Raw genomic sequence first — 24569 nt, forward strand, 5'->3', positions numbered from 1 at the left:
GCATTTTCCGGTGACCACTGAGTCAGCATCGGCCACCGAATACGATGTGACACACGGCGACGGCTGACAGTCCCCATTACTCGCGCCACCATGGACACATGGCGACGGCGTACGCATCTGCGCAGTTTCCGGCAGCGGGTGGATCTTTCATCGGCCGCGCCGCGGAACGCGCCCGGCTGACCGGGCTGTTGACCGAGGCGGCGGGCAGTGCCGCCGCGACGGTCTTCGTCGGCGGTGAGGCGGGCGTCGGAAAGAGCCGGCTGCTCGAGGAGTTCGCCGCCGAGGCCCGCTCGGCGGGCCGCACCGTCCTCCGCGGCGCCTGCATCAACCTGGGCACCGGCGCGGTGCCGTACGCCCCGTTGATCGACGCCCTGCGGCGGATCGTCCGGGCACTCGGTGAGCAGCGGGTACGTGAACTGGGCGGCCCGTCGTACGCCGAACTGAGCCGGCTGGTGTCGGACTTCACCGGAGTCGCGCCCCTCGGCGAGTCGACCGCACAGCTGCGGGTGTTCGGCGCGGTCCTGCGGATGCTCGACCACTTCGGCGCGCACGCGCCGACCGTGCTGATCTTCGAGGACCTGCACTGGGCCGATCCATCCACCTTGGACCTGGTCTCCTATCTGGCCCGGGCGCAGACCGACGAGCGGATCCTGCTGGTGCACAGCTACCGGTCGAACGACCTGGACCGGCGGCACCCACTGCGGACGCTGCTCGCCGAGCCGGACTTCATCCGCCGGATCCACCGGCTGGAGCTGGCCCGGTTCACCCGCGCCGAGCTGGAACGGTTCCTGACCGCGTCGACCGGCGACCCGGTGGACCGGTCGCTGCTGGACCGGTACTACGAACTGTCCGACGGAAACGCGTTCTTCGCCGAGGAACTGGTGGTCTCCGGGGTGTTGACCGATCCCGCGTCCACCCGACTGCCCAACTCTCTGAGCGAGATCATGCTGTCCCGGGTCGAACTGCTCGACGACGCCGCAGCCGACGTGCTGCGAGTCGCAGCGGTCGCCGGGCGGCGAGTGAGCCACCGGCTGCTGGCAGCCGTCTGCGACCTGCCCGATCAGCAGCTGATCAAAGCGCTGCGGCAGTGCGTCGCCCAGCACGTTCTCACCATCGACGCCGCCGACGACACGTACGTTTTCCGGCATGCCCTGCTGCGCGAGGCGGTCTACCAGGAACTGCTGCCGGGTGAGCGGGTCGGGCTGCACCGCGCGCTCGCCACCGCCCTCACCGCGGACCCGGGGTTCAGCCTCGCCGAGGATCTCACCGCAGCGGCCGAACTGGCCCACCACTGGTACGAGGCCAGAGCACTACCGGAGGCGCTGACCGCCGCCGTGCACGCCGGCGAGATGGCGGTACGGGTCCACGCGTTCCGCGAAGCCGAACAGCAGTACCAGCGGGTGCTCAGCCTGTGGTCGCGCGTCGACGATCCGCAGCGACGCACCGGCCAGCCGCGCTGGCGGGTACTGGCCGCCGCCGCCGACACCGCCCGGTGGGGCGGTCGGGTCGAGCAGGCGCTGGAACTGATCCGCGCCGCGATCGCCGAGGTGGACCGGGCCGCCGCCCGCGACGCGGGTGAACTGCTCGAACGCCTCGGCAACTACCTCTGGGAAGCCGGTGAGTACGGCGAATCGCAACAGACCTACCGGGCGGCGGCGCGGGCGCTGGCCGAGCAGCCGCCGAGCGCGGTCAGCGCTCGGGTACTGGCCGCTGTGGCGATGGCTGAGGTACGCGAGGGCCGGTACGCCGAGGGCGCGAGGGAAGGTGCCCACGCGGTCGAGCTGGCCCGGGCGGTGCCGGCCCGGGCCGAGGAGGGCCGCGCGCTCAACACCCTGGGCATGGCGTTGACCATGCTCGACCAGCCGAGCGACGGCATGGCCAAGGTACGCGAGGCACTGCGGATCGCCGAGGAGGTCGACCACCTCGAGGACCTGTTCCGGGCGTACGGCAACCTCGCGGTCGCGCTGGAGCACGTGGGGCGGCTCACCGACTCGGTCCAGGTCGCCCTCGACGGGCTGAAGGTGGCCCGCGCACGCGGTCTGGAGCAGGCCCGCGGCGCCGGCGTGCTGGCCAACAACGCCGCCGCGACGCTGGTACTGCTGGGCCGATGGGACGAGGCGGCCGCGGTGCTGGACGACGTGCTGCGGGCCAGGCCGCTGCGGGGCACCCTCTACCCTCGGCTGACCCTGGCCGAGATCCGGCTCGCCCAGGGGTCCTTCGACACGGCCGCCGATCTGCTGGCCGGCGTCCAACTCGTGGACCGGCCGACCACCGACCCCCGGTTCGTCGGACCGCTGTACGCCTGTCTGGCGGAGCTCGCCCTGTGGCGGGGCGACCTGACCGGGGCGGCTGAGGCGGTGCGGGCCGGCCTGGCTGTGCTGGAGGGCCAGGCCAACCTCCTGGAGCTCACCCGGATGTACGCCGTCGGACTGCGGGCCGCCGCCGACGAGTGCGAGCTGCTGCGCACGCAACCCGAGCGTGACCCGGTCCGGTTGTCGGCGGTTGTCGCGTACGCCGAGCGGTTGGCCGGCCAGGCGGCGGTGCCGGTTGACAGCCTGGATCTCCCGCAGGCCGACCAGGCCGGGGTTTCGCAGGTACGGGTGTGGCGTGACCTCTGCCTGGCCGAGCTCGCCCGGGCCCGAGGCACCGCCGACCCCGACGCCTGGGCGGTGGTGGCCCGGGGCTGGTCGATGCTCGGTCGGTCCTACCCGGCCGGCTACGCCTACTGGCGGGAAGCCGAGACCGCGCTCGCCGCCGGCGACCTGACCCGCGCCGGATCGGCCGCCAGGTCGGCCTGGCAGTCCACCGAGCCGCTGCCGGCCGGGCCACTGCGTACCGAGATCGAGGCGATGGCCCGTCGCGCCCGGGTCACCCTCGACCCCGAGTTGCCGGAGCCAGCCGCCGACACCGCCGGGCCGGCGGCCCGGCCGTTCGGTCTCACCGCCCGCGAGTTGGAGGTGCTGTGTCTGCTCTGCCTGGGCAGGACCAACCGGGAGATCGCCACCGAACTGTTCATCACCGAACGCACGGCGGGTGTCCACGTTTCCAACCTGCTCAAGAAGATGGCGGCCAACAACCGTAGTGCCGCCGCCTCGATGGCTCATCGGCTCCGGCTCTGCTCCGATCGGGAATCCGGATAGACCTCCGTACGGAGCCGTCGCACCGAACGTACCGGTGGATCGTCCTGTCAGGTCGGATCCGATCGCCGGCGGGCGTGCCGAAAGTGACCGTACGCAAAAGATCGTAGGCACTGAGTGATGCCGATACCGGTGCCCTACCCGTAAAGTCCACACCGGATCTGCTGAGCGACCTTTCAGGGGGTAGCGGTGACGCGGAGAGCATTGCTGGTCGGTTCTCAGACCAACGGCCTCACCGGGGTGCACAACGATGTCGAAACGATCGCGGCGGCACTCGGCAGGCGCGGGTTCACCATTTCCTGCCTTACCGGCGACGATGCCACCCGTGCCGGCATCCTCGCCGGCTACGAGGAACTGATCGGACAGAGCACGGCGGACGATGCTGTCCTGTTCTACTACAGCGGCCACGGCGGATACGCACACGCACCGGGTCCGGCCAGCGACGAGCCGGCTGCCGACGGCCCTGCCAGCCGGCCGACGCCCGGCCGGCGGCCGGGCGACCTGCAGTTCATCGTGCCCACCGACTACTCGTCATCCACTGAGGATGAGTTTCTGGGCATCACCTCGGTCGAGCTGTCAGTGCTGCAGGCCCGGCTGACCGAGGTGACGCAGAACGTGGTGGTGGCCTTGGACTGCTGCCACGCCGCCCACCAGTCCCGCGACCCCGACCTGCGGGTCAAAGGCCTGGACCGGCAGTCGACCACCCGGTACGAGCAGATCAGCCGGCACCTGGCAGCGCTGCGCCGGGACGGGCTCGCGGTCGACCGGCGGGCAGTGACCGGCAACCCGCACTCGGTGCGGCTGGTGGCCTGCGCCCCCGAGCAGTCCGCCTACGAGTACCGCAACGGCGCCGGGCTGCGCACCGGGATGTTCACCGAGGCGCTGATCCAGGCACTGGCCGCCGCCGAGAACCTTCCGGTGACCTGGTTCACGCTGATGGAGACGGTACGTCGCCAGGTGCTGCGCCGGGCGTCGAACCAGCGGCCCGAGGCGGAAGGGCCGTCCCGCCGACTGCTGTTCTCACTCCAGGAGACGGACCCGATAGCCGGCCTGCCGGTGGCCCCCACTCCCGACGGCCGGGTGGTCCTGCCCGGCGCCCCGCTGCTCGGCGTCGAGCTCCACGACGAGTTCACCGTGATGCCGGCCGAGCTGCCGGTCGACGAGGAGACCAGCGTCGGCACCGCCGTCGTCGACCGGCTCGGGGCGCTGGCGGCACAGGCCGAGCTCACCCTGCGTACCGGCTGGTCCGAGGTGCCGACGACGGCCCGGGCGTACCGGACCCGCAGTGCCGCACCCGCGCTGCCGGTCCGGGTGACCGACCCGGACGCCGCCGACCTGGTCGCCGCGATCCGGACCAGCACCCTGGTCCGGCTGGCCGATGCGGACGAGCCGTGCACCGTGGAGGTCCGGCCCGACCGGGCCGGCAACTACCAGATCCACGACCGGACCGGTCCGCTGCACAGCCCCCGACCGGCCGGGCCGGGCACCGCCGCCCGGCTGCTCACCGACCTGGAACGGGTTGCCCGCGCCACCGGACTGCGGGCCCTCGGCGAGGACCCCCGGTGCGTCCTCGACACCCCGTTGACGCTCGAGTGGGGCCGGGTCGTCAACGGCGTCGAGGTGCCCATGCGGTCCGCCGGCGAGGTCGTGCACGACGGCGACCAGGTGTACGTACGGGTGCGCAACGACGGCTCCGAGACGGTCTTCGTATCGCTGCTCGACATCGGTGTCTCCGCCCGGATCGAGAATCTCACCAACTTCGCGCCGTCCGGGTTCCGGCTCGAGCCCGACAAGGAGTACCTGGTGGGGTACGACGCCCTGAGCGGCGTACTGCGCGGTGTGCGACTGAACTGGCCGGCCGGCATCGTGCCGGCGGCCGGGCGGCCGGAGACGGTCCTGCTGATCGCCACTTCGCAGCCGCAGGACGTCGGGCTGCTCCAACAGGACGGCATCCGCACCGCCGACCGTTCCGAGCTCCGCCGCCGCGTCCCACGCCGCCACCAGTCGCCGCTGGAGCGGGCCCTCGACCAGCTGGGCAGCGGCGGTGTGCGGGAAATGTCCAACGAACTCGCCCCGGAGGTGCGCTACGCGCTGCGTACCATCGAATTCAGCTTGAGCCCGACGGCGCGGCCGCCGGCCGAGTCGGTGCGGTTCCAGATTGACGAACGCCCGGACCGGTCGCGGCTGCTGTTCCGTGCCCGGAGCGGCGCGGCGCGCACTGTCGCGGTCCGGCTGGACGAGGTGCTGGTGCACCGCAACCGGGCGCTGCGCAGCGCCGACATCCGGGTCGACGCGGTGGTGCTCACCGGCACCGCCGACGACGACCCGGCGGTGCCGTACCGGGCAGAGACGGCGCGGTTCCGCAACGTCCGCGACGGAGACCGGCTGCCGCTGGACCGGATGCTCGTCTACCACGGTCCGGCGGTGGACTACCTGGACCTGGCGGTCTGGGTGTCCCGGGACACCGGGGACAGCCGGGCACTGAGCGACCTGCTGCGCGACGAACTCAACGGCCCGGCCTTCCAGGCCGCCGGGGCAAACCTGCTCGGGCTGGCCGTGGCCGCCCCGCAGGCCGCAGCCGCAGCCGCCGCGATCGGGGCGGGTGCCCTGGTCGTCAACCTGGCGTACCGGCTGCTGCTGGACGCGGTCGGCGACAGCATCGGCCTGTACCGCACCTCCCTGCTGGCGACCGAGGAATTCGGCGTCGGCCGGCACCCGGCCGTGGGGAATCTGCGGGCGCAGGACTTCTCGTTCTCGTACACGGTCGAAACGGTCGACTGACCAACGCCTCCGCCGGGTCACCGGTACGCAATTCATCTAATTACGCCCGGTGCCCCGGCGGTGCTGAAATATCGGTACGGACAACAGACTGAAAGGTGGAAATCATGGCTCGCAAGCGTGTGATCGTCGACGGGTCCGAGTGGGAGATCCCCGAGTCGAACCTCGACCCGGTCCTCGCCGGCATCCAGACCGCCATGGAAACCGGTTCGGTGGTCAAGCTGGAGCTGCTGGACGGGGCCAGCCGGCCGGTGACGGTCTACCTCAACGGCCGGACCGCGGTGACCGTGGTCGTGGATCTCGGTCTCGACCCCCGCCCGAGCGAGATGTCCTGATTCACCCGTCGCCACGGCCCGTGACGGCCAGCGCGTCCGGCGGCGGGAGCAGGCCCAGCCGCTGCGCCCGCAGCACGGTGGTCAGCCGGTCGGAGGTGCCGAACTTGCGGTACATCCGCTCCTGGTGCTTGGCCACCGTACGCGGCGACAGCAGCAGCCGGTGACCGATCGCCCGAGCGGTCAGACCGTCCGCGAGCAGGCGCAGGATCTCCTGTTCGCGGACGGTCAGCCGGGGCACTCGCACTGGCGGCACGGCCGCCCCCGGCCGGTCGGCGACGGTGCAGCCGGCGGCCGGATGCGGCCGGCTCCACGACTCGGCCAGGGTCCGGATCGCGGCGAGCTGGCCGGCGGTACGCCGAACCGGCCGTGTACCGCACGACCCGGTCGGCAAGGCGGTACGCGGTCCGGTGGTGCTCCACCGCCAGTGTCCGTCCCGGCGGACCAGGTCGCCGAGGGCCAGCCCGAGCTGGACCAGGGCGCGCAGCAGTACCGGGTCGCCGGCGGCGGCCGCCGTCAGCAGGGTCCGGGTGGTCGGCTCGACCGGCCCGGGAAGCACCAGGTCGAGCAGCCGGTCGGCGGGCTCGGCCCGGTGGGTGGGGTGGTCCGGCAGAGAAGGAAGTGTGGTGGTCATCGCAGCACTCCTGATGGGATCGGTCGACGTGCGGGTCGGGCACCGGCACATCGCCAGCTTCGCCGCGCCCGGCGGCCGTTCCATTGGGCGAACTACGTAGTCGCACCAGTACCCATACATAGATCCGGCGGGACACACCTCAGATCTACACCGGGCGACAATTCGACCCCGCTACTACGCACTATTACGGCAACGGGCTCCGATCGCTTCCTGAGTCAACAGAACCGCAGATATCTTTCGACCCGTACGCATGTCGCCGATCACCCTCCCACTCACACCTTTCTGATGATTTGGTGGATTACCGGAAAGGACAGATACCGATGGCCAGTGCGAGCGTGGCTGTCCGGGCCGCCGGCGCGTCGTCCGGGCGTACTGCCGCAGAAGATCACGTCCGGGACCTCGCCCGACGGGGCATACTGGCGGACCGCGCGAGGGCGGCGTCCGACGCGGAGCGTGGGCTGCTCCGCGCGGGTGGGTACGCGCTGGTCTGGCCGGTGGTGTTCCAGCGGCTGACCCGTCGGATCGAACTCGCCCGGGGACACCACACCTGCGCGTCGTCGGTCCACCGACTGGAAGCCGAATGCCTGGACAAGTTCCACGACGACGTCGAGGCAGTCCTCGACGACCTGCTGGCCAACGCCAAGGTCCCAGTGGTCAACCTGGAGGGGTGGATCGCCCGGCGGATCGGCCCGGCCACCGTCGACGCGCACCGCCGCCGACGCGGCGACCGTGGCGCGTTGCAGCGGCCCCGGCTGCCCGGATGGCTCAAGCACGACCTCGGCCAGGACCCGTGGCTGCTGACCCTCGCCGTCGAGGTGCTGGTCTGGGTGGGGATCCCGGCCACGGCCGGAGTGCGGGTGTGGCCGCTGTCCGCGTGGGCAGACCGCCGGGCCGCCGTCACCGGGCACTGCGGTGGCGGGGAGCGGGAGGTGACGGCCGACCTCGACCGGGTGCTCGCCGCGATGCGCAGACGTCCGAAGTGGTACGCGGACTTCGTCGAACGGCCACTCGGCCGCAAGCACGCCCCGGTGCTGCCGGCCGCCCGGACCGGGACCGCTCCGGCTCGCGAGACCGACCACCTGCAGCCGAGGAGGCCGGACGAGGCGGACGAGGCACGGTTGACCGAGCTGGCGTCGGTCGCGGTCACGGCGATCGAGGCACAGCTACGTCGAGGTGCCGACCCCCGGTGCGCGGTGGTCGCCGTACTCCGCTCGGTGTTCGACACCGGCACGGGTGCCGAGGAGATGGACCGGCCGCCCGGTGGTGGACCGGCCGCGGACGAGCGGGTCGCCGCACTGCTGGCCGACTCTGCGGCGATCGACCGGATCGCCAACGCCGTCGTCGAGCTGATCGCCGACCGGTGAGGACCGGTGCGCCGAGACGCCCGGCAGGTCCTTGCGGACTGCCGGGCGTCTCGCCTGTTCAGTGGCGGTGGCGGCGGGATTTGAACCCGCGGAGGGCGTGAACCCTCACACGCTTTCGAGGCGTGCTCCTTAGGCCACTCGGACACACCACCGCCGAGTAGGCTACCTGAAGCGCCGGCCGACCGTCACGGCGGTGCCGCCCGAACGCGGGCGGCACCGGCCGCACTGGCAGGATCATGGCCATGAGCACGCACATCGGAGCCAAGCCCGGCGACATCGCCGAGCGGGTCCTCATGCCCGGAGACCCGCTGCGCGCCAAGTGGATCGCCGAGAACTTCCTCGAGGACGCCACCTGCTACTCGAACGTGCGCGGCATGTTCGGCTTCACCGGCCGGTACGCCGGGACGCGGGTGTCGGTGCAGGGGTCGGGAATGGGCATGCCGTCGGCGTCGATCTACGCCCACGAGCTGATCAACGAGTACGGGGTGCGGACGCTGATCCGGGTCGGCTCCTGCGGCGCGTTGGCCGAGGATCTGCACCTGCGGGACGTGATCGCAGCCAACGGTTCGTCGACCGACTCGAACATGAACCGGGTGCGCTTCGCCGGGCTCGTCGACTACGCGCCGGTGGCGGACTTCGGCCTGCTGCGTACGGCGGTCGACGCGGCCCACCGGCACGGTGTCGACCTGCGGGTCGGCCCGGTCCTGGCCGCCGACGCGTTCTACACCGACCGGCCGGACCTGTACGACACGCTGGCCGACTACGGGGTGCTGGCGGTCGAGATGGAGTCGGCGGCGCTGTACACCATCGCCGCCCGGTTCCGGGCCCGCGCGTTGACCATCCTCACCGTGAGCGACCACATCCGTACCGGCGAGAAGATGAGCGCGGACGACCGGGAGCAGACCTTCAGCGAGATGGTACGCATCGCGCTGGACACCGCGACCGCCTGACGCCACCGAGATCGGCCGGCGATACCGGCGGGCCGACCGGCTCAGCGGAAGAAGGCCCGCGACGCGGCTCAGCGGAAGAAGGCCCGCAGCGCGGCGGCGCACTCGTCGGCCAGCACCCCGGCGTACACAATCGGCCGGTGGTTGAGGCGGCGGTCGCGCACGACGTCCCACAGCGATCCGACGGCACCGGTCTTCGGCTCCCACGCGCCGAAGACCACGGTCGAGACCCGGGCCAGCACCAACGCGCCAGCGCACATGGTGCACGGTTCCAGAGTGACCACCAGGGCGCACCCTTCGAGCCGCCACCGGCCGAGCCGGGCGGCGGCCCGGCGCAGCGCGAGGATCTCGGCGTGTGCCGTCGGGTCGCCGGTCAGTTCGCGTTCGTTGTGGGCGACCGCGAGTTCGCGGCCGGCCGCGTCGTAGACGACCGCACCGACCGGCACGTCAGCCGTACCGCCCGGCACGTCAGCCGCACCGACGGGTACCCCTGCCGTGCCGGGCGGCACACCAACGGGGCCGGCGCCGGCGGTCGGCCCGCCGGCCACCGACAACGCCCGCCGCATCCAGCTCTCGTGCAGCGGGTCGCGGTGCCGCCGGGCCGTCGGCACGCCGTCGCCACGTCCGGTCACGCCGTCGCCCCGCCCGATCTCATGCCTCGCGCAACTCCTCGATCTCGTCGCCGCAGCCGACCGTCTGGCAGATCTCGGCGGTCACGTCGGCCGGCAGCATGCCGTCCCGCGCGCACAGTGCCAGCAGCCGTCGGGCCGACAGGCCGAGATCGGCGAGCAGGTCGGCGTCACCGACCGGCTCCGCGTCCGGGTCGGCGGCCGGCTCATCGTCGTCGTCCTCCTCGTCGGCCAACGCGTCGACGTCGTCGGAGTCGTCCAACGGGTCGCCGACCAGGTACCCGCCGGCGCGGGAACCGGCCGGCGCGGCAGCGGCGGCGGACATCGAGCCGCCGCCGGCACCGACCACGACCGGTTCGAGGTCCACCTCGACGGCCGGGGTACGGATGTCGCCGATCAGCAGCGCGCCCAGCCGGGACTCCTCGGCGAACGCGGCGTCCGAACTGAAAATTCGCAGATCCTCGCCCTCGTCGAGGCGCAGGATCACCAGGTAACTGTCGTCCGATTCGACGAACAGCAGTGACACCTCGGCGTCGGGGTCGACCTCACGGAGCCGGTCGACCACCTCGTCGATGTCGGCGACCCCACCGAGGTCGAGCTCGGCGCCGGACCAACCGGCCGGGCCGCGTACGGCAGCGGCAGCAAAATAGGGCACGGTCCCCCCAATGGTCCCTGCGGTCACCGGGCGGCGCGGCATCCCGCCGCCGTCGGTGACCGCCGATTCTGTCGTCAGAATGACGGTATCGGCTCAGGTCGGTCGTTGACCCCGCAACGCCCCGAACAGTCACTGACCGGCAGGGACGGGTGCGTGACAGCGCGTCGGCGTTCGGTCAGATGAGGCGTTCGGTCAGTTGACCAGTCGGCGGGCCGCGATCAACTCGCGCAACTGCTGCCCTCGGACCTTACGGGGCCGGACCCGTTCGCGGCCGAGCTTGGCGCCGGCAAGCTCGGCGAGGATCTGCAGTCGGCGCCGATTCCGCTCGGGATCGAGCCGGTGCCCGGTGTTGGCCATGCCGCCGAGCGTGCCGACCGTCGCCGCGTTCGTCAAGCCCGGAATTCGCCCACCGCCGGTCACCACAGTGGCCAGTCGCCGGTTGCCGCCCAGTGTGTGGCGAGCGCCACAGTCGTGATGCTCCAGCCGGCCGACATGGCGAGCGCGATGCCGGTCGCCACGCCCCGGTCGCCGACCCGGGCGAGCAGGATCGCGACGGCCCAGGCGAGTGCGCCGCAGAGCAGCGTCGACAGGGCGTACCCGCGCAGGTCCTGGCCGATCAGGCCGGTCAGCAGCAGCCACAGCGCGGTGGCCAGCGCCCCGAGCGCGACGGCTCCCCGGCGTACCGGATGCGGCTCCCGGTAGGTCGGCCGGGAGGGGGCCGGTGGCCGCGCGGGCACGGCCGGAAACATCCCCGGCGGGTACGGGTGCTGGCCGCGCGGTGGCCCCCAGCCGGCCACCGGCGGGTGCCAGCCGGCCGGCGCACCGGGCCAACCGGGCGGGCTGGTCGGTGCGGGTGACGGCCAGTCGATCGGGCGGTCCCGCATCTCGTCCCTCCCTCCTGCGGCCGGCGCGGCGGCCGTGACGGTCCATCGCCGTGCCAGTCAGCGTACCGACGACGGCTGCCCGATCGTGCCCTGGCTCGATGTGGCAGAGTCACCGCGTGCGAGTGGCGGTGATCGGGCTGGGGCTTATCGGCGGTTCCGCGCTGCGCGCGTTCGCCGCCGCCGGGCACCGGGTTTTCGGGTACGACGCCGATCCCGCGACCCGGGCCACCGCACGTACCGCGGCCGCGCGGGCGGCACCCGGCGCACGCTGGCAGGTCGCCCCGACGGTACGGGACGCGGTGGCCGACGCCGATCTGGTGCTGCTGGCGGTGCCGCTGCCGGCGGTGGGTCCGGTGCTCGACGAGATCGCCGCGGTCGGCTACTCCGGGCTGGTCACCGACGTCACCTCGGTCAAGGAGCCGGTGCGGCGGCTGGTCGACCGGCGGCTGCACCGCCAGCACGACCGGACCGCCGGGTTCGTCGGCGGCCATCCGATGGCCGGTCGGGAGACCTCCGGGTTCACCTCCGCCGATCCGGAACTGTTCACCGGCTGCGCCTGGGTGCTCTGCCTGGAGCCGCCGGTGACCTCGGTCGACGACTGGCTGACGGTGGCGACAGCGGTGACCGGGCTGGGCGCCCGGGTGGTACCGGCCACCGCCGAGGAGCACGACCGGGCCGTCGCGGCGATCAGTCACGTACCACATCTGCTCGCGACCGCGCTGGCCGCCACCGCGGTGACGGACCCGCTCGCCTGGTCGTTGGCCGCCGGATCCTTTCGGGACGGCACCCGGGTCGCAGCCAGCCGGCCGGAGCTGGTGGCGGCGATGTGCGGTGGCAACGCCGGGGCGGTCCGGGCCGCCCTGGACGAGGTGCTCGCCACCCTGACTGCGGCCCGGGCGGCGCTGGACGCGGAAGACCCGGTGCAGGCTCTGGTGCCGTGGCTGACCCCGGGTAGTTCGGCCCGGGGCGGCTGGCCACCACAGCCGGGCCGGCCGCTGGAGCTGCCGGCCCGGCCGGACGCGTTGCTGCGGCTGGGGCGGGCCGGCGGTTGGATCACCGCCGTGGCCGAGGACCGACGTACCGTGACGGCGGTCCGGCCGGCGCCGGTCGACTGACCCGGCCCGGCTGGCCGACGGTGGACCGGCTTTCTACCGGCGGCGCCTCAGATTTGTTCGCCCCGGTCCAGCCGGATCACCCGGCGGTCGGTGACAACGGCGGTCACCAGGTCGGCGGGCGTCACGTCGAAGGCGGGGTTGACCGCGCCGGCCCCGGCCGGCGTGGTCCGGGCAGCGGCGAAGCTGACCACCTCGGCGGATCCCCGGTCCTCGATCTCGACCTGTGCGCCGGTGGCGGTCGCCGGATCCACCGTCGATTCGGGAGCGACCACCACGAACGGCAGTCCGGCCCGGCGTGCGCCGAGCGCATGGGCGTACGTACCGATCTTGTTGATCGTATCGCCGTTCGCGCAGATCCGGTCGGCGCCCACGACGACCGCGTCGACCCGGCCACGGGCCATCAGGAACGGCCCGGCCCCGTCGACGGCGACCCGGAAGTCGACCCCCGCCCGGTCGAGTTCCCAGGCGGTCAGCCGGGCACCCTGCAGCAGCGGCCGGGTCTCACTGGCGATCACCGACTCCAGCCCGCCGCGCCGGTGCAGTTCGACGACGACCCCGAGCGCGGTTCCTCCGGTGACCGTGGCCAGCGCACCGGTGTTGCAGTGGGTCAGCAGCCGGCACCGGGGCGGACAGAGCTGCCCGAGCAGGTCGGCCCCGAGCCGGGCCATCGCCACCGACGCCGCCTCCTCCTCGTCACGCAGGGCCACCGCTTCGGCGAGTACGGCCGACGGGCTCTCCGCGAGCCGGGCCGCCGCCCGGTCGACGCCCCGGGCGAGGTTGACCGCGGTCGGCCGGGCGGTACGCAGCCGTTCGACGGCGTCGGCCAGTCGTTGCGGCTCGTCGTGGTGCAGCCGCGCGGCCAGCGCCACCCCGAGGGCACCGGCCACGCCGAGCGCCGGCGCGCCGCGAACCGCCAGGGACCGGATCGCGTCGACCACCGTCTCGACGGTGGACAGCCGCAGTACGGTGGTCCGGTCGGGCAACGCGGTCTGGTCGATGATCTCGATGGCGTCGTCGACCCAGTCGATGGTCCGCATGCGACGACCTTAGTCGGCTCCGGCCGGGCGACAGTACCGCCGAAGGGCCTATGGTGACCGGTGTGAGCAATGCCCGGGACCCGATCGTCGACCTTCGTCGGATCGCTTTTCTGCTGGAGCGGGCCAACGAGGCGACCTACCGGGTACGCGCGTTCCGGTCCGCCGCCACGGCACTGGCCGGACTGCCCGCCGCCGAGTTGTCGCAGCGGGCTGATGCCGGCACGTTGACCGAGCTCGCCGGGGTAGGCGAGGTGACTGCCCGGTGTGTGGCCGAGTCGCTGGCCGGCGAGGAGCCGGTCTATCTGCGCCGGCTGCTGGCTACCGAGGGCACCGACCTGGACGAGGCGGCGGCGGCACTGCGCGCCGCGCTGCGCGGCGACTGCCACACCCACTCGGACTGGTCCGACGGCGGTTCGCCGATCGAGGAGATGGCGTTGGCCGCGGTCGAGCTGGGCCACGAGTACCTGGTGCTGACCGATCATTCGCCCCGGCTCACGGTCGCCCGCGGGTTGACTGCCGCCCGTCTGCGGCGCCAACTCGACCACGTCGCGGCGCTCAACGCCGCCCTGCCTGAGGGGTTCCGGATCCTGACCGGCATCGAGGTGGACATCCTGCCGGACGGCTCCCTCGACCAGTCCGACGAACTGCTCGACCGGCTCGACGTGGTGGTCGGCTCGGTGCACGCCAATCTGCGTGACGACCGGGCGCGGATGACCCGGCGGATGCTGACCGCGGTCACCAACCCCCGGCTGGACATCCTCGGTCACTGCACCGGTCGGATGGTGACGTCGCGGCCGCCGGGGGTGACCGGACCCGGCGACCGCGGCCACCGACGGCGGTCCCGGCCGCCGAGTGACTTCGACGCCGAAGCGGTCTTTGCCGCCTGCGCCGAACACGGCAAGGCCGTCGAGATCAACTCCCGGCCGGAGCGGCAGGACCCGCCGAAGCGGCTGATCCGGCTAGCGGTCGAGACCGGCTGCCTGTTCGCCATCGACACCGACGCCCACGCGCCGGGTCAGCTCGACTGGCAGCAGTTCGGGTGCACGCGGGCCGCGCTCTGCGGTGTCGATGCCGACCGGGTGGTCAACACCTGGTCGGCCGGGGAGCTGATCGACTGGGCCGCCGCCCATCACTGAACCGCTGTCTGGCAGCGGGTCGCCGGACAGCAGCGGGCCGCTGTCCGGGACCGTGCCGCCGGGCAGCGGGCCGGAGCGGGCCGGTCGGGGCAGCCCGGTGCCCTGTGCAAGGGCCACCCCGGCCAGCACGATCAGCGCCCCGACCGGCTGGTGCCAGACCAGCCGCTCGCCGAGGACCGACACCCCTGCGGCGACCGCGACGACCGGCACGACATAGGTGACGGTGGCCGCCGTACTGGCCCCGACCAGCCGGATGTTGCGCATGTGGATCACGAAGGCCAGGCCGGTGCCGACCGCCCCAAGAATCAGCACGCTCACGATCACCGCCGGAGAGAGCCGGGTCGGCGTCGGCGGGGCCCCGGCGACGATCGGTGCGACGACGGCCAACTGGCCGGTGGCCAGGATCAGCTGGGTCGCGGCGAGCGCGACGCCGCTGTCCGACCGGCCGGCGACGAACCGCTTCTGGTACGGGATCGTCGCGCCGTAGCAGGCGGCCGCGCCGAGACACATCAACTGCCCGGCGAACTGTCCCCCGCCGACGCCCTGCCAGACCCCGAGCACCACCAGCACGCCGACGAAGCCCAACCCGGTGCCGGCCAGCCGGCGGGCCGTCATCGCCTCGGTGCGGAACACCAGCGCCGCCAACGGCAGGGCGATCAGCGGGGTGGTGGCGTTCCAGATGCCGGCGAGCAGCGACGGGATCCGCTGCTCCCCGTACCCGATGAGGGTGAACGGCAGGGCGACCCCGACCGCCGCGACAACGCACTGGTGCAGCCACAGCCACGGATCCCGGGGCAGCCGGTCGCCAACCAGTGGCAACACGATCAGCAGGGTGAGCGCACCGGCGGCGACCCGGGCCAGGGTCACGTGGATCGGATGCAGCTCGGCGACCCCGATCTTGATCAGCAGGAAACTGGTGCCCCAGATGCCGGCGAGCAGCAGGAAGCCGGGCAGCCAACTGGCGAGCCGGGGACCGGGTGGTGGGCCGGCCGAACCGGGTTCCTGCATTCCCGTTCCCCCTTTCGGATGCGCCGGCCCCGCAGACCTGCCGCGTAGGGTCATCAGCATGGGACGTGTGGATGACATCAGCAACAGCTTTGTCGAGCGGTGGGCGCGGCTGAATCCGATCGGAGCCACCTACATCGGCGTCGACGGGCACGACGACCAGCTCGACGACCTGTCGCCGGACGGGTACGCCGAACGCGCCGCCCTGACCCGCGACACGTTGCGGCAGCTCGATGTCGCCGATCCGGAGTCGGAGGCCGAGCGGGTGGCCCGGGACGCGATGGCGGAGCGGCTCGGCCTGGAGCTGGCCCGCTACGAGGCGGGCGAGGAGACCAGCGAGCTGAGCGTCATCACCAGCGGTCTGCACCATCTGCGCCAGGTCTTCGACCTGATGCCGACCGAGGGCACCGATGCGGTGGCCAACATCGCTGCCCGGCTGGACAATTATCCACAGGCTCTGGACCAGGTACGGGTCACCCTGCTGGACGCGGCCCGGGCCGGGCACGTGGCACCCCGGGCGCAGATGCTCAAGGTCGCCGACCAGTGTGACGTCTGGACCGACCCGGAAGCGGACGACTTCTTCCACGCCCTGGTCGGCCGGCTGTCCGCTCCGGCCACCCTCACCGCAGACCTGCGCCGCGCGGCCTCGGCGGCCACCGCAGCGACCATCGCGTTCGGCCGGTTCCTGCGTACCGAGCTGGCCCCGTTGGGGCGGGACACCGAGGCCGCCGGACGGGACCGATACGAGCTCGCCTCCCAGTACTTTCTGGGCGCGCGGATCGACCTGGACGAGACGTACGCCTGGGGCTTCTTCGAGTTGGATCGCATCGAGCAGGAGATGCGCCGGGTCGCCGCCGAGATCGCCGGGCACGGCGCCAGCATCGACGACGCGGTACGCGCCCTGGACGCCGACCCGGCGCGGACCATCGCCGGTGGTGAGGCGTTCCGCGACTGGATGCAGGCGTTGGCCGACAAGGCCATTGGGGACCTGCACGGCTCCCATTTCGACATACCACAGCAGATCCGGCGGATCGAGTGCTGCCTCGCGCCGACCAGCGACGGTGGCATCTACTACACCGGGCCGAGTGAGGACTTCTCCCGACCGGGCCGGATGTGGTGGGCGGTGCCGCACGGGCTGACCGAGTTCTCGACCTGGCGGGAGGTGACCACGGTCTACCACGAAGGGGTGCCCGGACATCATCTGCAGATCGGTCAGACGCAGGTCCGTGCCGATCTGCTCAACCGCTGGCAGCGGCTGCTCTGCTGGTGTTCCGGGCACAGCGAGGGCTGGGCGCTGTACGCGGAACGGCTGATGGACGAGCTGGGCTACCTGGCCGACCCCGGTGACCGGCTCGGCATGCTGGACGGGCAGGCGCTGCGGGCGGCCCGGGTGATCGTGGACATCGGCCTGCACCTGCAGTTGACCATCCCGCCGAACTCGTTCAACTTCCATCCCGGCGAGCGGTGGACTCCGGAGCTGGCGTGGCAGTTCCTGCGGGCGCACTGCCAACTGCCGGACGAGATCCTGCGGTTCGAGCTGGACCGGTATCTCGGCTGGCCGGGGCAGGCGGCGGCGTACAAGGTCGGGGAGCGGATCTGGCTCCAGGCCCGAGCCGACGCCCAGGTTCGCAAGGGTGCCGCCTTCAACCTCAAGGAGTTCCATCAGGCAGCACTGAACCTGGGCGTACTCGGTCTCGACCCGCTGCGGACCGCGCTGGCCCGGATCTGACCACCCGCCCGGCGGGCCACGCCGGGGGCTGGGGCCGGCTCAACCGAGCGCGGCCATCAGGTCCCGGCATGCCTGCTCGCACCGACGGCAGGCCTCGGCGCAGACCTGGCAGTGCTCGTGCTCGCTGGCGTGTGCCTGGCACTCCTCGCCGCACGAGCGGCACGCCTGAATGCATGCCTGCAGCATCACCCGGGTGGTGTTCGCGTCGTAGCCGGTGTGCCGGGAGAGCACCCGGCCGGTGGTGGCACAGATGTCGGCGCAGTCGAGATTGGTGCGGATGCACTTGACCAGGTCGGCAACCGTGTCCTCGCTCAGGCAGGCGTCAGCGCAGGCGGTGCAGGCCTGAGCGCAGTCGAAGCAGGCGTCGATGCAGTCGGCGAGTGCCTGCTGGTCGACGTGCCCCAGATCGAGCGGATAGGTTTCCAGCATCTCGGTTGCTTGCGTCATGGTGACCTCCACAGGTGTGACCGTTGAGGTCGGTTACCCGCTGCCAGGCCCGACTAACACCGGCCCGGCCGTCACCCGTTGGCACCAATCAGGCACCGGCCGGTCAGTCGGGCAGCCGCAGTGCCGCCCAGACCGTCTTGCCGTCGGCGAACCCGGCGTACCCCCAGTCGCTGGCGAGCGCCTCGATGATGGCCAGCCCTCGACCGCGGCCGGGTGCCGGCCTGGGCCGGGGCCCGGTGGCCGGTCGGGGCAGCTCGGCAGCGCGGTCGCGGACGCTGATCCGGATCGCTCCGGCCTGCCGGGTGGTGGTGACGTCCAACTCGGTGCCGGCGTGTTCGACCGCGTTACTGACCAGCTCGGAACCGATTACCATCGCCTCGTCGACCAGAGCGGTCAGCTGCCACGAGCGGCAGGCACCGCCGATCAGCCGGCGAGCCTGTCCCGGTGAGTGCGGGTGCGCAGGCAGGTATTCGTGCCACCGGTACGGGGACCTTGGTGCTGATTCGACCAGTTTGGTGGCGTCGATCACGCTGTCCTGCACACTCACCAGACCGCTGATGCTGTGCCGGGCGAGCCGGCCGGTGGGTGAGTCGGGTCGGGCACACAGGTGCACCACCGGACGGTGGCTCGCGTCGCCGCCCTGCACGATGGCGAAGACCCGGAGCCCGATCGGGCTGGCCACGGTCACCTCGTCCAGCTCGACGAGCAGCGCCAACGGCTCCTCCAGCAGGCAGCGGCGCAGCACCGGGGCGAGCCGGACCAGTTCGGTGTCGGTCAACGCGCCGGTCAGCCGGATCCGGGTGACACCGCTGGCGAAGTCACGCGCCACCAGCCAGGTGAGAGTGTTCACCCGTGGTCCCCGTTGTCCGGTCTACCACCGTAGACGGTTCCGGCGTGGTCCTGCGACGCGATGCCCAGCAGCGGCGCGACTCCGGTCACCCGCAGCACCCGGGCGACGATCGGCTGCGGGTTGCGGACGATCAGGATCTGGCCCTGACCGGCGGCCGCGTGATGCGCGTCGACCAGTTCCTTGACCGCACTCGAATCGATCAGTGTGACGGCTCCCAGGTCGACGATAATCCAGGTCGCCTGCCTCCGGTCGACCACTTGCACGGCAGCACTGAGCTCTCCGGTTGCGGTCATGTCCAGCTCGCCGGAGGCTTCGATGACGCAGTGCCCGGCTTCGGGTGGCGACACCCGGATCTCGTGCATGCTGGTCTCCGTCTGGCGGGTCGCGACTCCGACCTGCGGTGGCGCCCGTGGGCCCGCGCGGCGGAGTTGAGCTGCTCGAAGCGCCCAGCCTACGCGACGTCGCCTGCCTGCTGGGGACAGACCGGGAGACCGCCGATCCGGGTTAGCGGATCACCTAGTCGATCATGACACTAAGTGAGACGTCGTTGACTGAGTTTCATCTCTGTCGATACGATCCGGGCGCCGTGGGACCAGTGTTCCCAAGTTCACGAGGAGTCCCCATGCCCGTACTCACCCGCCTGCCGGAGATCGTCCCCACGCTGTTCCGCGTGGTGGTCGGTCTGCTGTTCACGCTACGCGGTGCCGCCTCGATCTTCGGGATCTTCGGCGGCTTCCGGGGCACCGGCGAGGCACTGGAGATCGGCGTCTGGCCCGGCTGGTGGGCCGCGCTGATCCAGCTCGTCGGCGGTCTGTTGGTCCTCACCGGACTCGGCACCCGGGTGGCCGCCGTCATCTGCTCCGGATCGATGGCGTACGCCTACTTCGTGGTCCATCAGCCGGACGCACTTCTCCCGCAGAACAACGGCGGCGAACTCGCCGCGCTGTTCTGCTGGGCGTTCCTGCTGGTGGCCGCGCTGGGGCCAGGCCGGTACTCGCTCGACGCCATGTTGAGTCGACGCCGTACGGCCGCCGTTCCCGCCCCGGAGCCGGCGACCGTCTGACCACGCGGCGGCAGCCGGACCCCGGAAAGACGGGTACGGCCCGGCGGACCAGTCAAGGTCCGCCGGGCCGTACCGTTTCCCGGTGCTGCCTTCAGTGCCGAACCGGGCGGCTCACAGCCGGGCGCACTGCCCGGACACCGGGCCCTGCACCGTGTTCACCCGGTCCTCGTCGACCGGCATCGGGCTGTTGCCCTGACAGTGCAGCGGGCCGCGGATCGTGTTCCCCGCGACGACCACCGGCAGCTCGTCGTGCTTGTTGTTGACCAGCCGGACCGGACCGGAGATGTCAGCGCCGTCCAGCCGCAGACCGCCGTCACCACCGGTCACCTCCAGCGGGCCCCGGATGGTCACCCCGGTCAGCGTCACCGCCCCGGTCGCCCGCAGCAGGGCCAGCGGCCCGGAGACGCTCGTACCGGTGAAGCTGACCGCCGTCGGACGGTTCGCGGTGAGCGGACCGTTGATCGCACCGTCGGTGGCGATCAGCGTCGCACCGGGACGGACCGTGACCGGACCGTTGACCGTCGCCGACTCCAGGCAGTAGGTCATCTCCGCCTTGACGATCAGCCCACCGTCGTGCGTGCCGGTGACCGTCACGTCACAGGTCGGCTCGGGCTGGCCGACCGCCGACCGCGACTCGGTGTCCGCGGTGATCGGCGAGTTCTCGGCGAAGTACGCCACCAGCATGGTCAGGTCGTTGTCACCGGTGGTCGAGGTGTCCGTGCCGTCGGCCAGGGTGGTGAAGTTGTCGCCACCCGCGGCCAGGAACGAGTTGACCGTGACCCGGTAGGTCCCGGTCGGCGACACCGGCTGACCGTTGAGGGTCATCGAGGTGATCCGCTCGCCCTGCGGCAACGTCGGGTCGTACGTGTAGAAGAAGCCCTCCGACACGCCGAGCCACAGCAGCGGACGCGACGCCCCGGCCGGCTGCCACTGCTCCTCCAGCACCTGCTTGACCTGAGCACCCGTGTAGGTCCGGGTGACCATGTCGTTGGCGAACGGCTGGGTCGAGAACGCCTCCGCGAAGGTGATCACGCCGTCCTCGCCGTACAGCAGGTCGGCCCGCAGCCCGCCCGGGTTCATGAAGGCGATCTGCGCACCACCCCGACCCGGCTCCCGGGTCCCGGCGAGCTGCACGTCGGCGATGAAGTTGCCGAGCACCGACTCCTTGCCCCGGTCCTCGTTGCCGTTGGTGTACGCCCGGGTGATGTCGGCGGTGATCGAGCCCAGCGGCTGCTGGCCGAGCACCTCGGCGTTGGCCTTCGCCGCCGCCACGATGTCGGCGACCTCCTGGTTGACCGGCGCGCCGACCACGTCGACGATCTCGACCGTGTCCGTCTCGACCGTCCCCGCCTCGACGTCCACCTGCAGCACGACCCGGCCGAGCTTCTTGCCGTAGTCCTCGGCCTGCAGCACCGGCCGGGTCTCGTCGGTGCCGGGCACCGGCACCTCGAAGGCGTACGGCTGGTGGGTGTGCCCGCTGAAGATGACGTCGATCTCCGGCACCGTCCGGGTGTACGGCCCGAACACCGGGTCGCTCATCAGCGCCTCGGGCGAGTCGATGTTCTCAGTGGCCGCGCCCTCGTGGGTGAGCAGCACCACCACGTCCGCCTCGCCGTTGCTCTCGTCGCCGTCCTTGAGCTGGGTGGCGACCAGGTCGGCCTCGGCCGCCGCCGGGCGGAAGGTGATCCCGGCGATACCGTCCGGGCTGACCATCACCGCGGTCTGCTCGGTGACCACCCCGATGTAGCCGACCCGGATCCCGCCGATCTCCTGCACGTGGTACGCCGGCAGCGCCCGCTCGTCGTCGCGGTACACGTTGGCGCCCAGCTGCGGGAAGTCCGAACGCGGGATCACCCGGTCGGTCAGATCCGCCATGCCCTTGTCGAACTCGTGGTTGCCGACCGCCGTCACGTCGAGACCGGCGGCGTTGAGCACGTCGAGGGTGGGGTTGTCGTCGTCGATCGCCGAGACGAACGTCGACGCCCCGATGTTGTCGCCGGCCGAGACGAACACCGTGTTCGGGTTGGTCGCCCGGTACTGGTCGACCAGCCCGGCCACCTGGGCCGCACCGCCGACCGGCTGCCCGTCGAGGGTACCGACGGATTCGAGCCGGCCGTGGAAGTCGTTGATCCCCAGCAGCTGCAGCTCGGTCGGACCGTCGGCACCGGTGTCCAGCCCGATGACCATCGGGTTGTGGTCGCTGGCCCGGAACGGGCCCGGGTCGAAGAAGGTCGGGAAGCCGTTGTACTGGAAGGCGTACGACTCGACCGCGTTGATCTGCCAGACGTCGGCCCCGGTGACCCGGTCGGCCAGCGACGGTGAGGCCAGCGCGTGGTCCAGCGAACCCGACTCACCGGCGAACACGTAGGTGCTGCGTCCGGTGTCGTTCAGGTTGACGTAGTCGGCGTCGTAGAGGACCCGCATCGGGTCCTCCTGGGTGTACGAGTTGAAGTCGCCCAGCAGCAGTACGTCGTCGCTGCCACTGTCGGCCACCAGATCGTCGACGAAGTCGGCCAGCGCGGCGGCCTGCCGGGTCCGGTCACCGTTGTACGCACCCTGCCCGTCACCGGTGTCGACGTTGTCGCCGGTCGGCGGCGTCGAGGTGCTCTTGGACTTGAAGTGGTTGGCCACCACGGTGAAGGTCAGTTCGTCGGCGGTGAACGTCTGCGCGATCGGCTCCCGCGCGTTGAACCAGACGCTCTCGTCGTCTACCGACCGGGACGGCCCGACCGGGGTCACCGCGGCCGGCTTGAAGATGATCGCGTTGCTGATGAAGTCCTGCTGGGCGGCGCCCGGCAGGTCCGCCGGGGAGCGGACGTAGTCCCAGGTCCCGGCACCGTCGGCGGCGTTCAGCGCGCCGACCAGCCGGATCAGTGCCTTCTCCGGCTCGCCCGGCGCGAACCGCACCGAGTTCTCGATCTCCTGCAGTCCGACCACGTGCGCGTCCAGCGCGGTGATCGCCGAGACGATCTTCGCCTCCTGCTTGGCCAGCGCGGCCTCGTCGGCCGCACCACGCGCGTCGCCACCGAAGTGGACGAAGTAGTTCAGCACGTTGAAGCTGGCCACCCGGATGTCACCGCCGACGGCTGCCGGGGCATCGGTACGCGGGTTCGTCACCTTGAACGTGGTCCGCTCGCTGGCCGGGGTGTCCGCACCGACCGGCAGGGTCGGCTGCAGCCGCCACTCGTCGAAGCCGTACGACAGCACGCTCGGCCCGAACGCCTCGACCGAGTCACCGACCCGAAGCGGCTGGTCCGGCGAAACGTACGGCGGGGCGATGCCGGCGTCGGCCAGGTTGGTGGTACGGCCGTCGTCGACCAGGATCCGGTTGAGCCGGTTGTCGGCGGCGATCTGCTCGGCCTGGGCGCTGCCCGGCTGCGCCACGTCGGTCGGGATGACCGCCGGGGCGTCACCGGCGGTCAGTACGACCTCGCCGTACCGGTTGGTGTTGTAGACCTCGGCGACGGCGAAGTCGCCGACCGGTGCCACCAGCATCGACTCGACGGACTCCCGGTCGGCGGCGGCCAGCGGCAGGGTCAGCGCGACCGGGGTGGGCAGCGGGTTGTCCCGGTCACAGATCTGCACGTCGGTCCGCGCGCCGATGCTCACCTGGGTCAGTCCGAAGTACTCACCGGCGTTGCCGGTGACCCGTACCCGGTCGCCGATGGCGACCCCCGGGTGGTTGGCCGGGTTGCTGGTCAGGTAGACGAAGATCCCGTCGCTGGCGGTGCCGGCGGCAGCCGTACGGGACCCGCCGGTGCCGGCGGTCTGCAGGTAGACGCCGTTGTAACCGCCGACGCGGTGGTCGGCGACGACGATGCCCTCGACAGTCACCTCGGTGCCGGCCAGCGGCGTGCTGTCACCGGTGCCCTGCACCTCGGCGATGCTGTTCGTCACCGTGACGTCGCAGCCCAGCTCGGGGTCGGGGTCCGGGTCCGGGTCGCCGGTCCCGTTACGGACGCCGAAGCTGTTCGCCGCCGGCTGCCGCCAGTCGCCGTCGACCTTCTGCAACGAGTGCCCGACCGGGGTGTCGGAGGCCTCAGCGACACCGATGTCGACACTGGTCGTGCCGTCGGCGGGGCCGCCGGCCGCGGTCAGGGTGCCTTCGTAGCTGAGGAACTCGACCACGGAGCCGGCCGGGTCGACCAGGGCCACCCCGTCCGGGGACCCGTTCTGGATGCCGTTGGCGGGGTATTCGGCGACGACCACACCGGCCGCGGTGACGGTGCCCGCGAGGGTACGGGTGTCGTATACGGTTCCGTTGCTCCCGTTGTAGAGGACAATCTGCCAGCCGGTCAGGTCGAACTCGGCCGGGGCCTCGATCTCGATCGCCTCGCCGGTGTCGGTGCCGGCGTTGTCGTAGTGGATCTCGCTGATGAATGGGTCACCGGCAGCCGGTGCAGCCATGGCGGCGGCACTGCCGGGCACGCTGAGCGCGCCGGCCCCCACGACCGCGGTGATGAGTTTCCAGGTGGCTATGCGTCTGTGCTGGCGCATGTAGGCGTTCCTCCGGTCAGAGGGTGAGTCAAGTAAATCTAGGAGACGCGGGTTTCGAAGCACAGACGGGCCGGTGGTGACCCGTTAAACATTCGGGTCCCGTTACCCCTTCGTGACAAGGGACGGTTCGGCGACACCCCAGGTCAGGACATCGATCGTTCATCTCGACGTCGCCGGCAGGTCGCACACGCGTTCGCGGACGGTCCCGGTCCGCTGCATACCGTCCCGGTGCCAGCGATGCCGTCCAGCCCGGACCGCCCTGGCAGATCCGGTCCGGACGTCGCGCACGACATGGCACCGGACCGGGCGGCCCGCTTCCGACCGAGCGAG

Annotated in this window: 19 protein-coding genes, 1 tRNA gene and 1 pseudogene; 9 read left to right on the forward strand and 12 right to left on the reverse strand. The window is 71.6% G+C overall.

What is annotated here, in order from left to right:
- Nucleotides 1-98 precede the first annotated feature (98 nt).
- The 3 genes from O7621_RS03190 (at nt 99) to O7621_RS03200 (ending at nt 6250) form a co-directional block, all read left to right on the forward strand.
- Complete coding sequence (locus O7621_RS03190; protein WP_282232646.1) at nt 99-3140, forward strand: AAA family ATPase; 3042 nt, start codon at nt 99-101, stop codon at nt 3138-3140.
- A gap of 186 nt (nt 3141-3326) precedes the next feature.
- Nucleotides 3327-5918: a caspase family protein gene (locus tag O7621_RS03195; RefSeq protein WP_282232647.1), complete on the forward strand. Its 2592-nt coding sequence runs from the start codon at nt 3327-3329 to the stop codon at nt 5916-5918.
- 104 nt (nt 5919-6022) lie between these two features.
- Nucleotides 6023-6250: a hypothetical protein gene (locus tag O7621_RS03200; RefSeq protein WP_281552732.1), complete on the forward strand. Its 228-nt coding sequence runs from the start codon at nt 6023-6025 to the stop codon at nt 6248-6250.
- A 1-nt stretch (nt 6251) separates the two neighbouring features.
- Here the strand turns inward: O7621_RS03200 and O7621_RS03205 are convergent, their stop codons facing one another.
- The gene (locus O7621_RS03205) at nt 6252-6881 is read right to left on the reverse strand and encodes a LuxR C-terminal-related transcriptional regulator (protein WP_282232648.1); all 630 of its coding nucleotides are present in this window, start codon (nt 6879-6881) and stop codon (nt 6252-6254) included.
- Between the two features lie 320 nt (nt 6882-7201).
- Between O7621_RS03205 and O7621_RS03210 the strand changes: the two genes are divergently transcribed.
- Nucleotides 7202-8245, forward strand: coding sequence for a hypothetical protein (locus O7621_RS03210; protein WP_282232649.1), 1044 nt, complete (start codon nt 7202-7204; stop codon nt 8243-8245).
- A gap of 62 nt (nt 8246-8307) precedes the next feature.
- Here the strand turns inward: O7621_RS03210 and O7621_RS03215 are convergent.
- Nucleotides 8308-8397, reverse strand: a tRNA-Ser gene (locus tag O7621_RS03215).
- Between the two features lie 90 nt (nt 8398-8487).
- On the opposite strand from O7621_RS03215, the gene deoD reads away from it, so the two are divergent.
- A complete protein-coding gene (deoD, locus tag O7621_RS03220; protein ID WP_282232650.1) occupies nt 8488-9195 on the forward strand; it encodes a purine-nucleoside phosphorylase in 708 nt (235 codons plus the stop codon).
- Nucleotides 9196-9263: 68 nt separating this feature from the next.
- On the opposite strand, the gene O7621_RS03225 is transcribed toward deoD, so the two are convergent.
- The 4 genes from O7621_RS03225 to O7621_RS03240 form a co-directional block, all read right to left on the reverse strand.
- Nucleotides 9264-9824: a nucleoside deaminase gene (locus O7621_RS03225; protein ID WP_282232651.1), complete on the reverse strand. Its 561-nt coding sequence runs from the start codon at nt 9822-9824 to the stop codon at nt 9264-9266.
- A gap of 19 nt (nt 9825-9843) precedes the next feature.
- On the reverse strand, nt 9844-10476 hold the full coding sequence (locus tag O7621_RS03230; RefSeq protein ID WP_278172163.1) for a tRNA adenosine deaminase-associated protein: 633 nt from the start codon (nt 10474-10476) through the stop codon (nt 9844-9846).
- Nucleotides 10477-10668: 192 nt separating this feature from the next.
- Nucleotides 10669-10869 (reverse strand): hypothetical protein, encoded by a 201-nt coding sequence (locus tag O7621_RS03235; RefSeq protein ID WP_281552726.1) that lies wholly within the window; start codon nt 10867-10869, stop codon nt 10669-10671.
- A 23-nt stretch (nt 10870-10892) separates the two neighbouring features.
- The gene (locus tag O7621_RS03240) at nt 10893-11360 is read right to left on the reverse strand and encodes a hypothetical protein (protein WP_282232652.1); all 468 of its coding nucleotides are present in this window, start codon (nt 11358-11360) and stop codon (nt 10893-10895) included.
- 116 nt (nt 11361-11476) lie between these two features.
- On the opposite strand from O7621_RS03240, the gene O7621_RS03245 reads away from it, so the two are divergent.
- A complete protein-coding gene (locus tag O7621_RS03245; protein ID WP_282232653.1) occupies nt 11477-12475 on the forward strand; it encodes a prephenate dehydrogenase/arogenate dehydrogenase family protein in 999 nt (332 codons plus the stop codon).
- Between the two features lie 47 nt (nt 12476-12522).
- On the opposite strand, the gene mtnA is transcribed toward O7621_RS03245, so the two are convergent.
- The gene (mtnA, locus tag O7621_RS03250; RefSeq protein WP_282232654.1) at nt 12523-13512 is read right to left on the reverse strand and encodes an S-methyl-5-thioribose-1-phosphate isomerase; all 990 of its coding nucleotides are present in this window, start codon (nt 13510-13512) and stop codon (nt 12523-12525) included.
- A 50-nt stretch (nt 13513-13562) separates the two neighbouring features.
- On the opposite strand from mtnA, the gene O7621_RS03255 reads away from it, so the two are divergent.
- Nucleotides 13563-14648, forward strand: a complete 1086-nt coding sequence (locus O7621_RS03255) for a PHP domain-containing protein (RefSeq protein ID WP_282232655.1) — start codon at nt 13563-13565, stop codon at nt 14646-14648.
- A gap of 168 nt (nt 14649-14816) precedes the next feature.
- Here the strand turns inward: O7621_RS03255 and O7621_RS03260 are convergent.
- A pseudogene (locus tag O7621_RS03260) lies at nt 14817-15734 on the reverse strand (DMT family transporter); the annotation flags it as partial.
- On the opposite strand from O7621_RS03260, the gene O7621_RS03265 reads away from it, so the two are divergent.
- Nucleotides 15715-17382 (forward strand): DUF885 domain-containing protein, encoded by a 1668-nt coding sequence (locus O7621_RS03265; protein ID WP_282232656.1) that lies wholly within the window; start codon nt 15715-15717, stop codon nt 17380-17382. The pseudogene O7621_RS03260 and the gene O7621_RS03265 sit on opposite strands and share 20 nt — an antisense overlap.
- Before the next feature lie 39 nt (nt 17383-17421).
- Here the strand turns inward: O7621_RS03265 and O7621_RS03270 are convergent, their stop codons facing one another.
- The 3 genes from O7621_RS03270 to O7621_RS03280 all read right to left on the reverse strand — a co-directional run bounded on the left by O7621_RS03270 (nt 17422) and on the right by O7621_RS03280 (nt 19041).
- The gene (locus tag O7621_RS03270; RefSeq protein ID WP_282232657.1) at nt 17422-17829 is read right to left on the reverse strand and encodes a four-helix bundle copper-binding protein; all 408 of its coding nucleotides are present in this window, start codon (nt 17827-17829) and stop codon (nt 17422-17424) included.
- A gap of 103 nt (nt 17830-17932) precedes the next feature.
- Entirely contained in the window at nt 17933-18679 is a 747-nt protein-coding gene (locus O7621_RS03275; RefSeq protein WP_282232658.1) for an ATP-binding protein, read from the reverse strand.
- Entirely contained in the window at nt 18676-19041 is a 366-nt protein-coding gene (locus O7621_RS03280) for an STAS domain-containing protein (RefSeq protein WP_282232659.1), read from the reverse strand. Before O7621_RS03280 ends, O7621_RS03275 begins: the two co-directional genes overlap by 4 nt.
- Nucleotides 19042-19301: 260 nt before the next feature.
- Between O7621_RS03280 and O7621_RS03285 the strand changes: the two genes are divergently transcribed.
- Nucleotides 19302-19742 (forward strand): DoxX family protein, encoded by a 441-nt coding sequence (locus tag O7621_RS03285; protein ID WP_282232660.1) that lies wholly within the window; start codon nt 19302-19304, stop codon nt 19740-19742.
- 111 nt (nt 19743-19853) lie between these two features.
- Here the strand turns inward: O7621_RS03285 and O7621_RS03290 are convergent, their stop codons facing one another.
- The gene (locus O7621_RS03290) at nt 19854-24239 is read right to left on the reverse strand and encodes an ExeM/NucH family extracellular endonuclease (RefSeq protein WP_282232661.1); all 4386 of its coding nucleotides are present in this window, start codon (nt 24237-24239) and stop codon (nt 19854-19856) included.
- Nucleotides 24240-24569 lie beyond the last annotated feature (330 nt).

The sequence above is a fragment of the Solwaraspora sp. WMMD937 genome (assembly GCF_029581175.1).
Taxonomy (GTDB): domain Bacteria; phylum Actinomycetota; class Actinomycetes; order Mycobacteriales; family Micromonosporaceae; genus Micromonospora_E.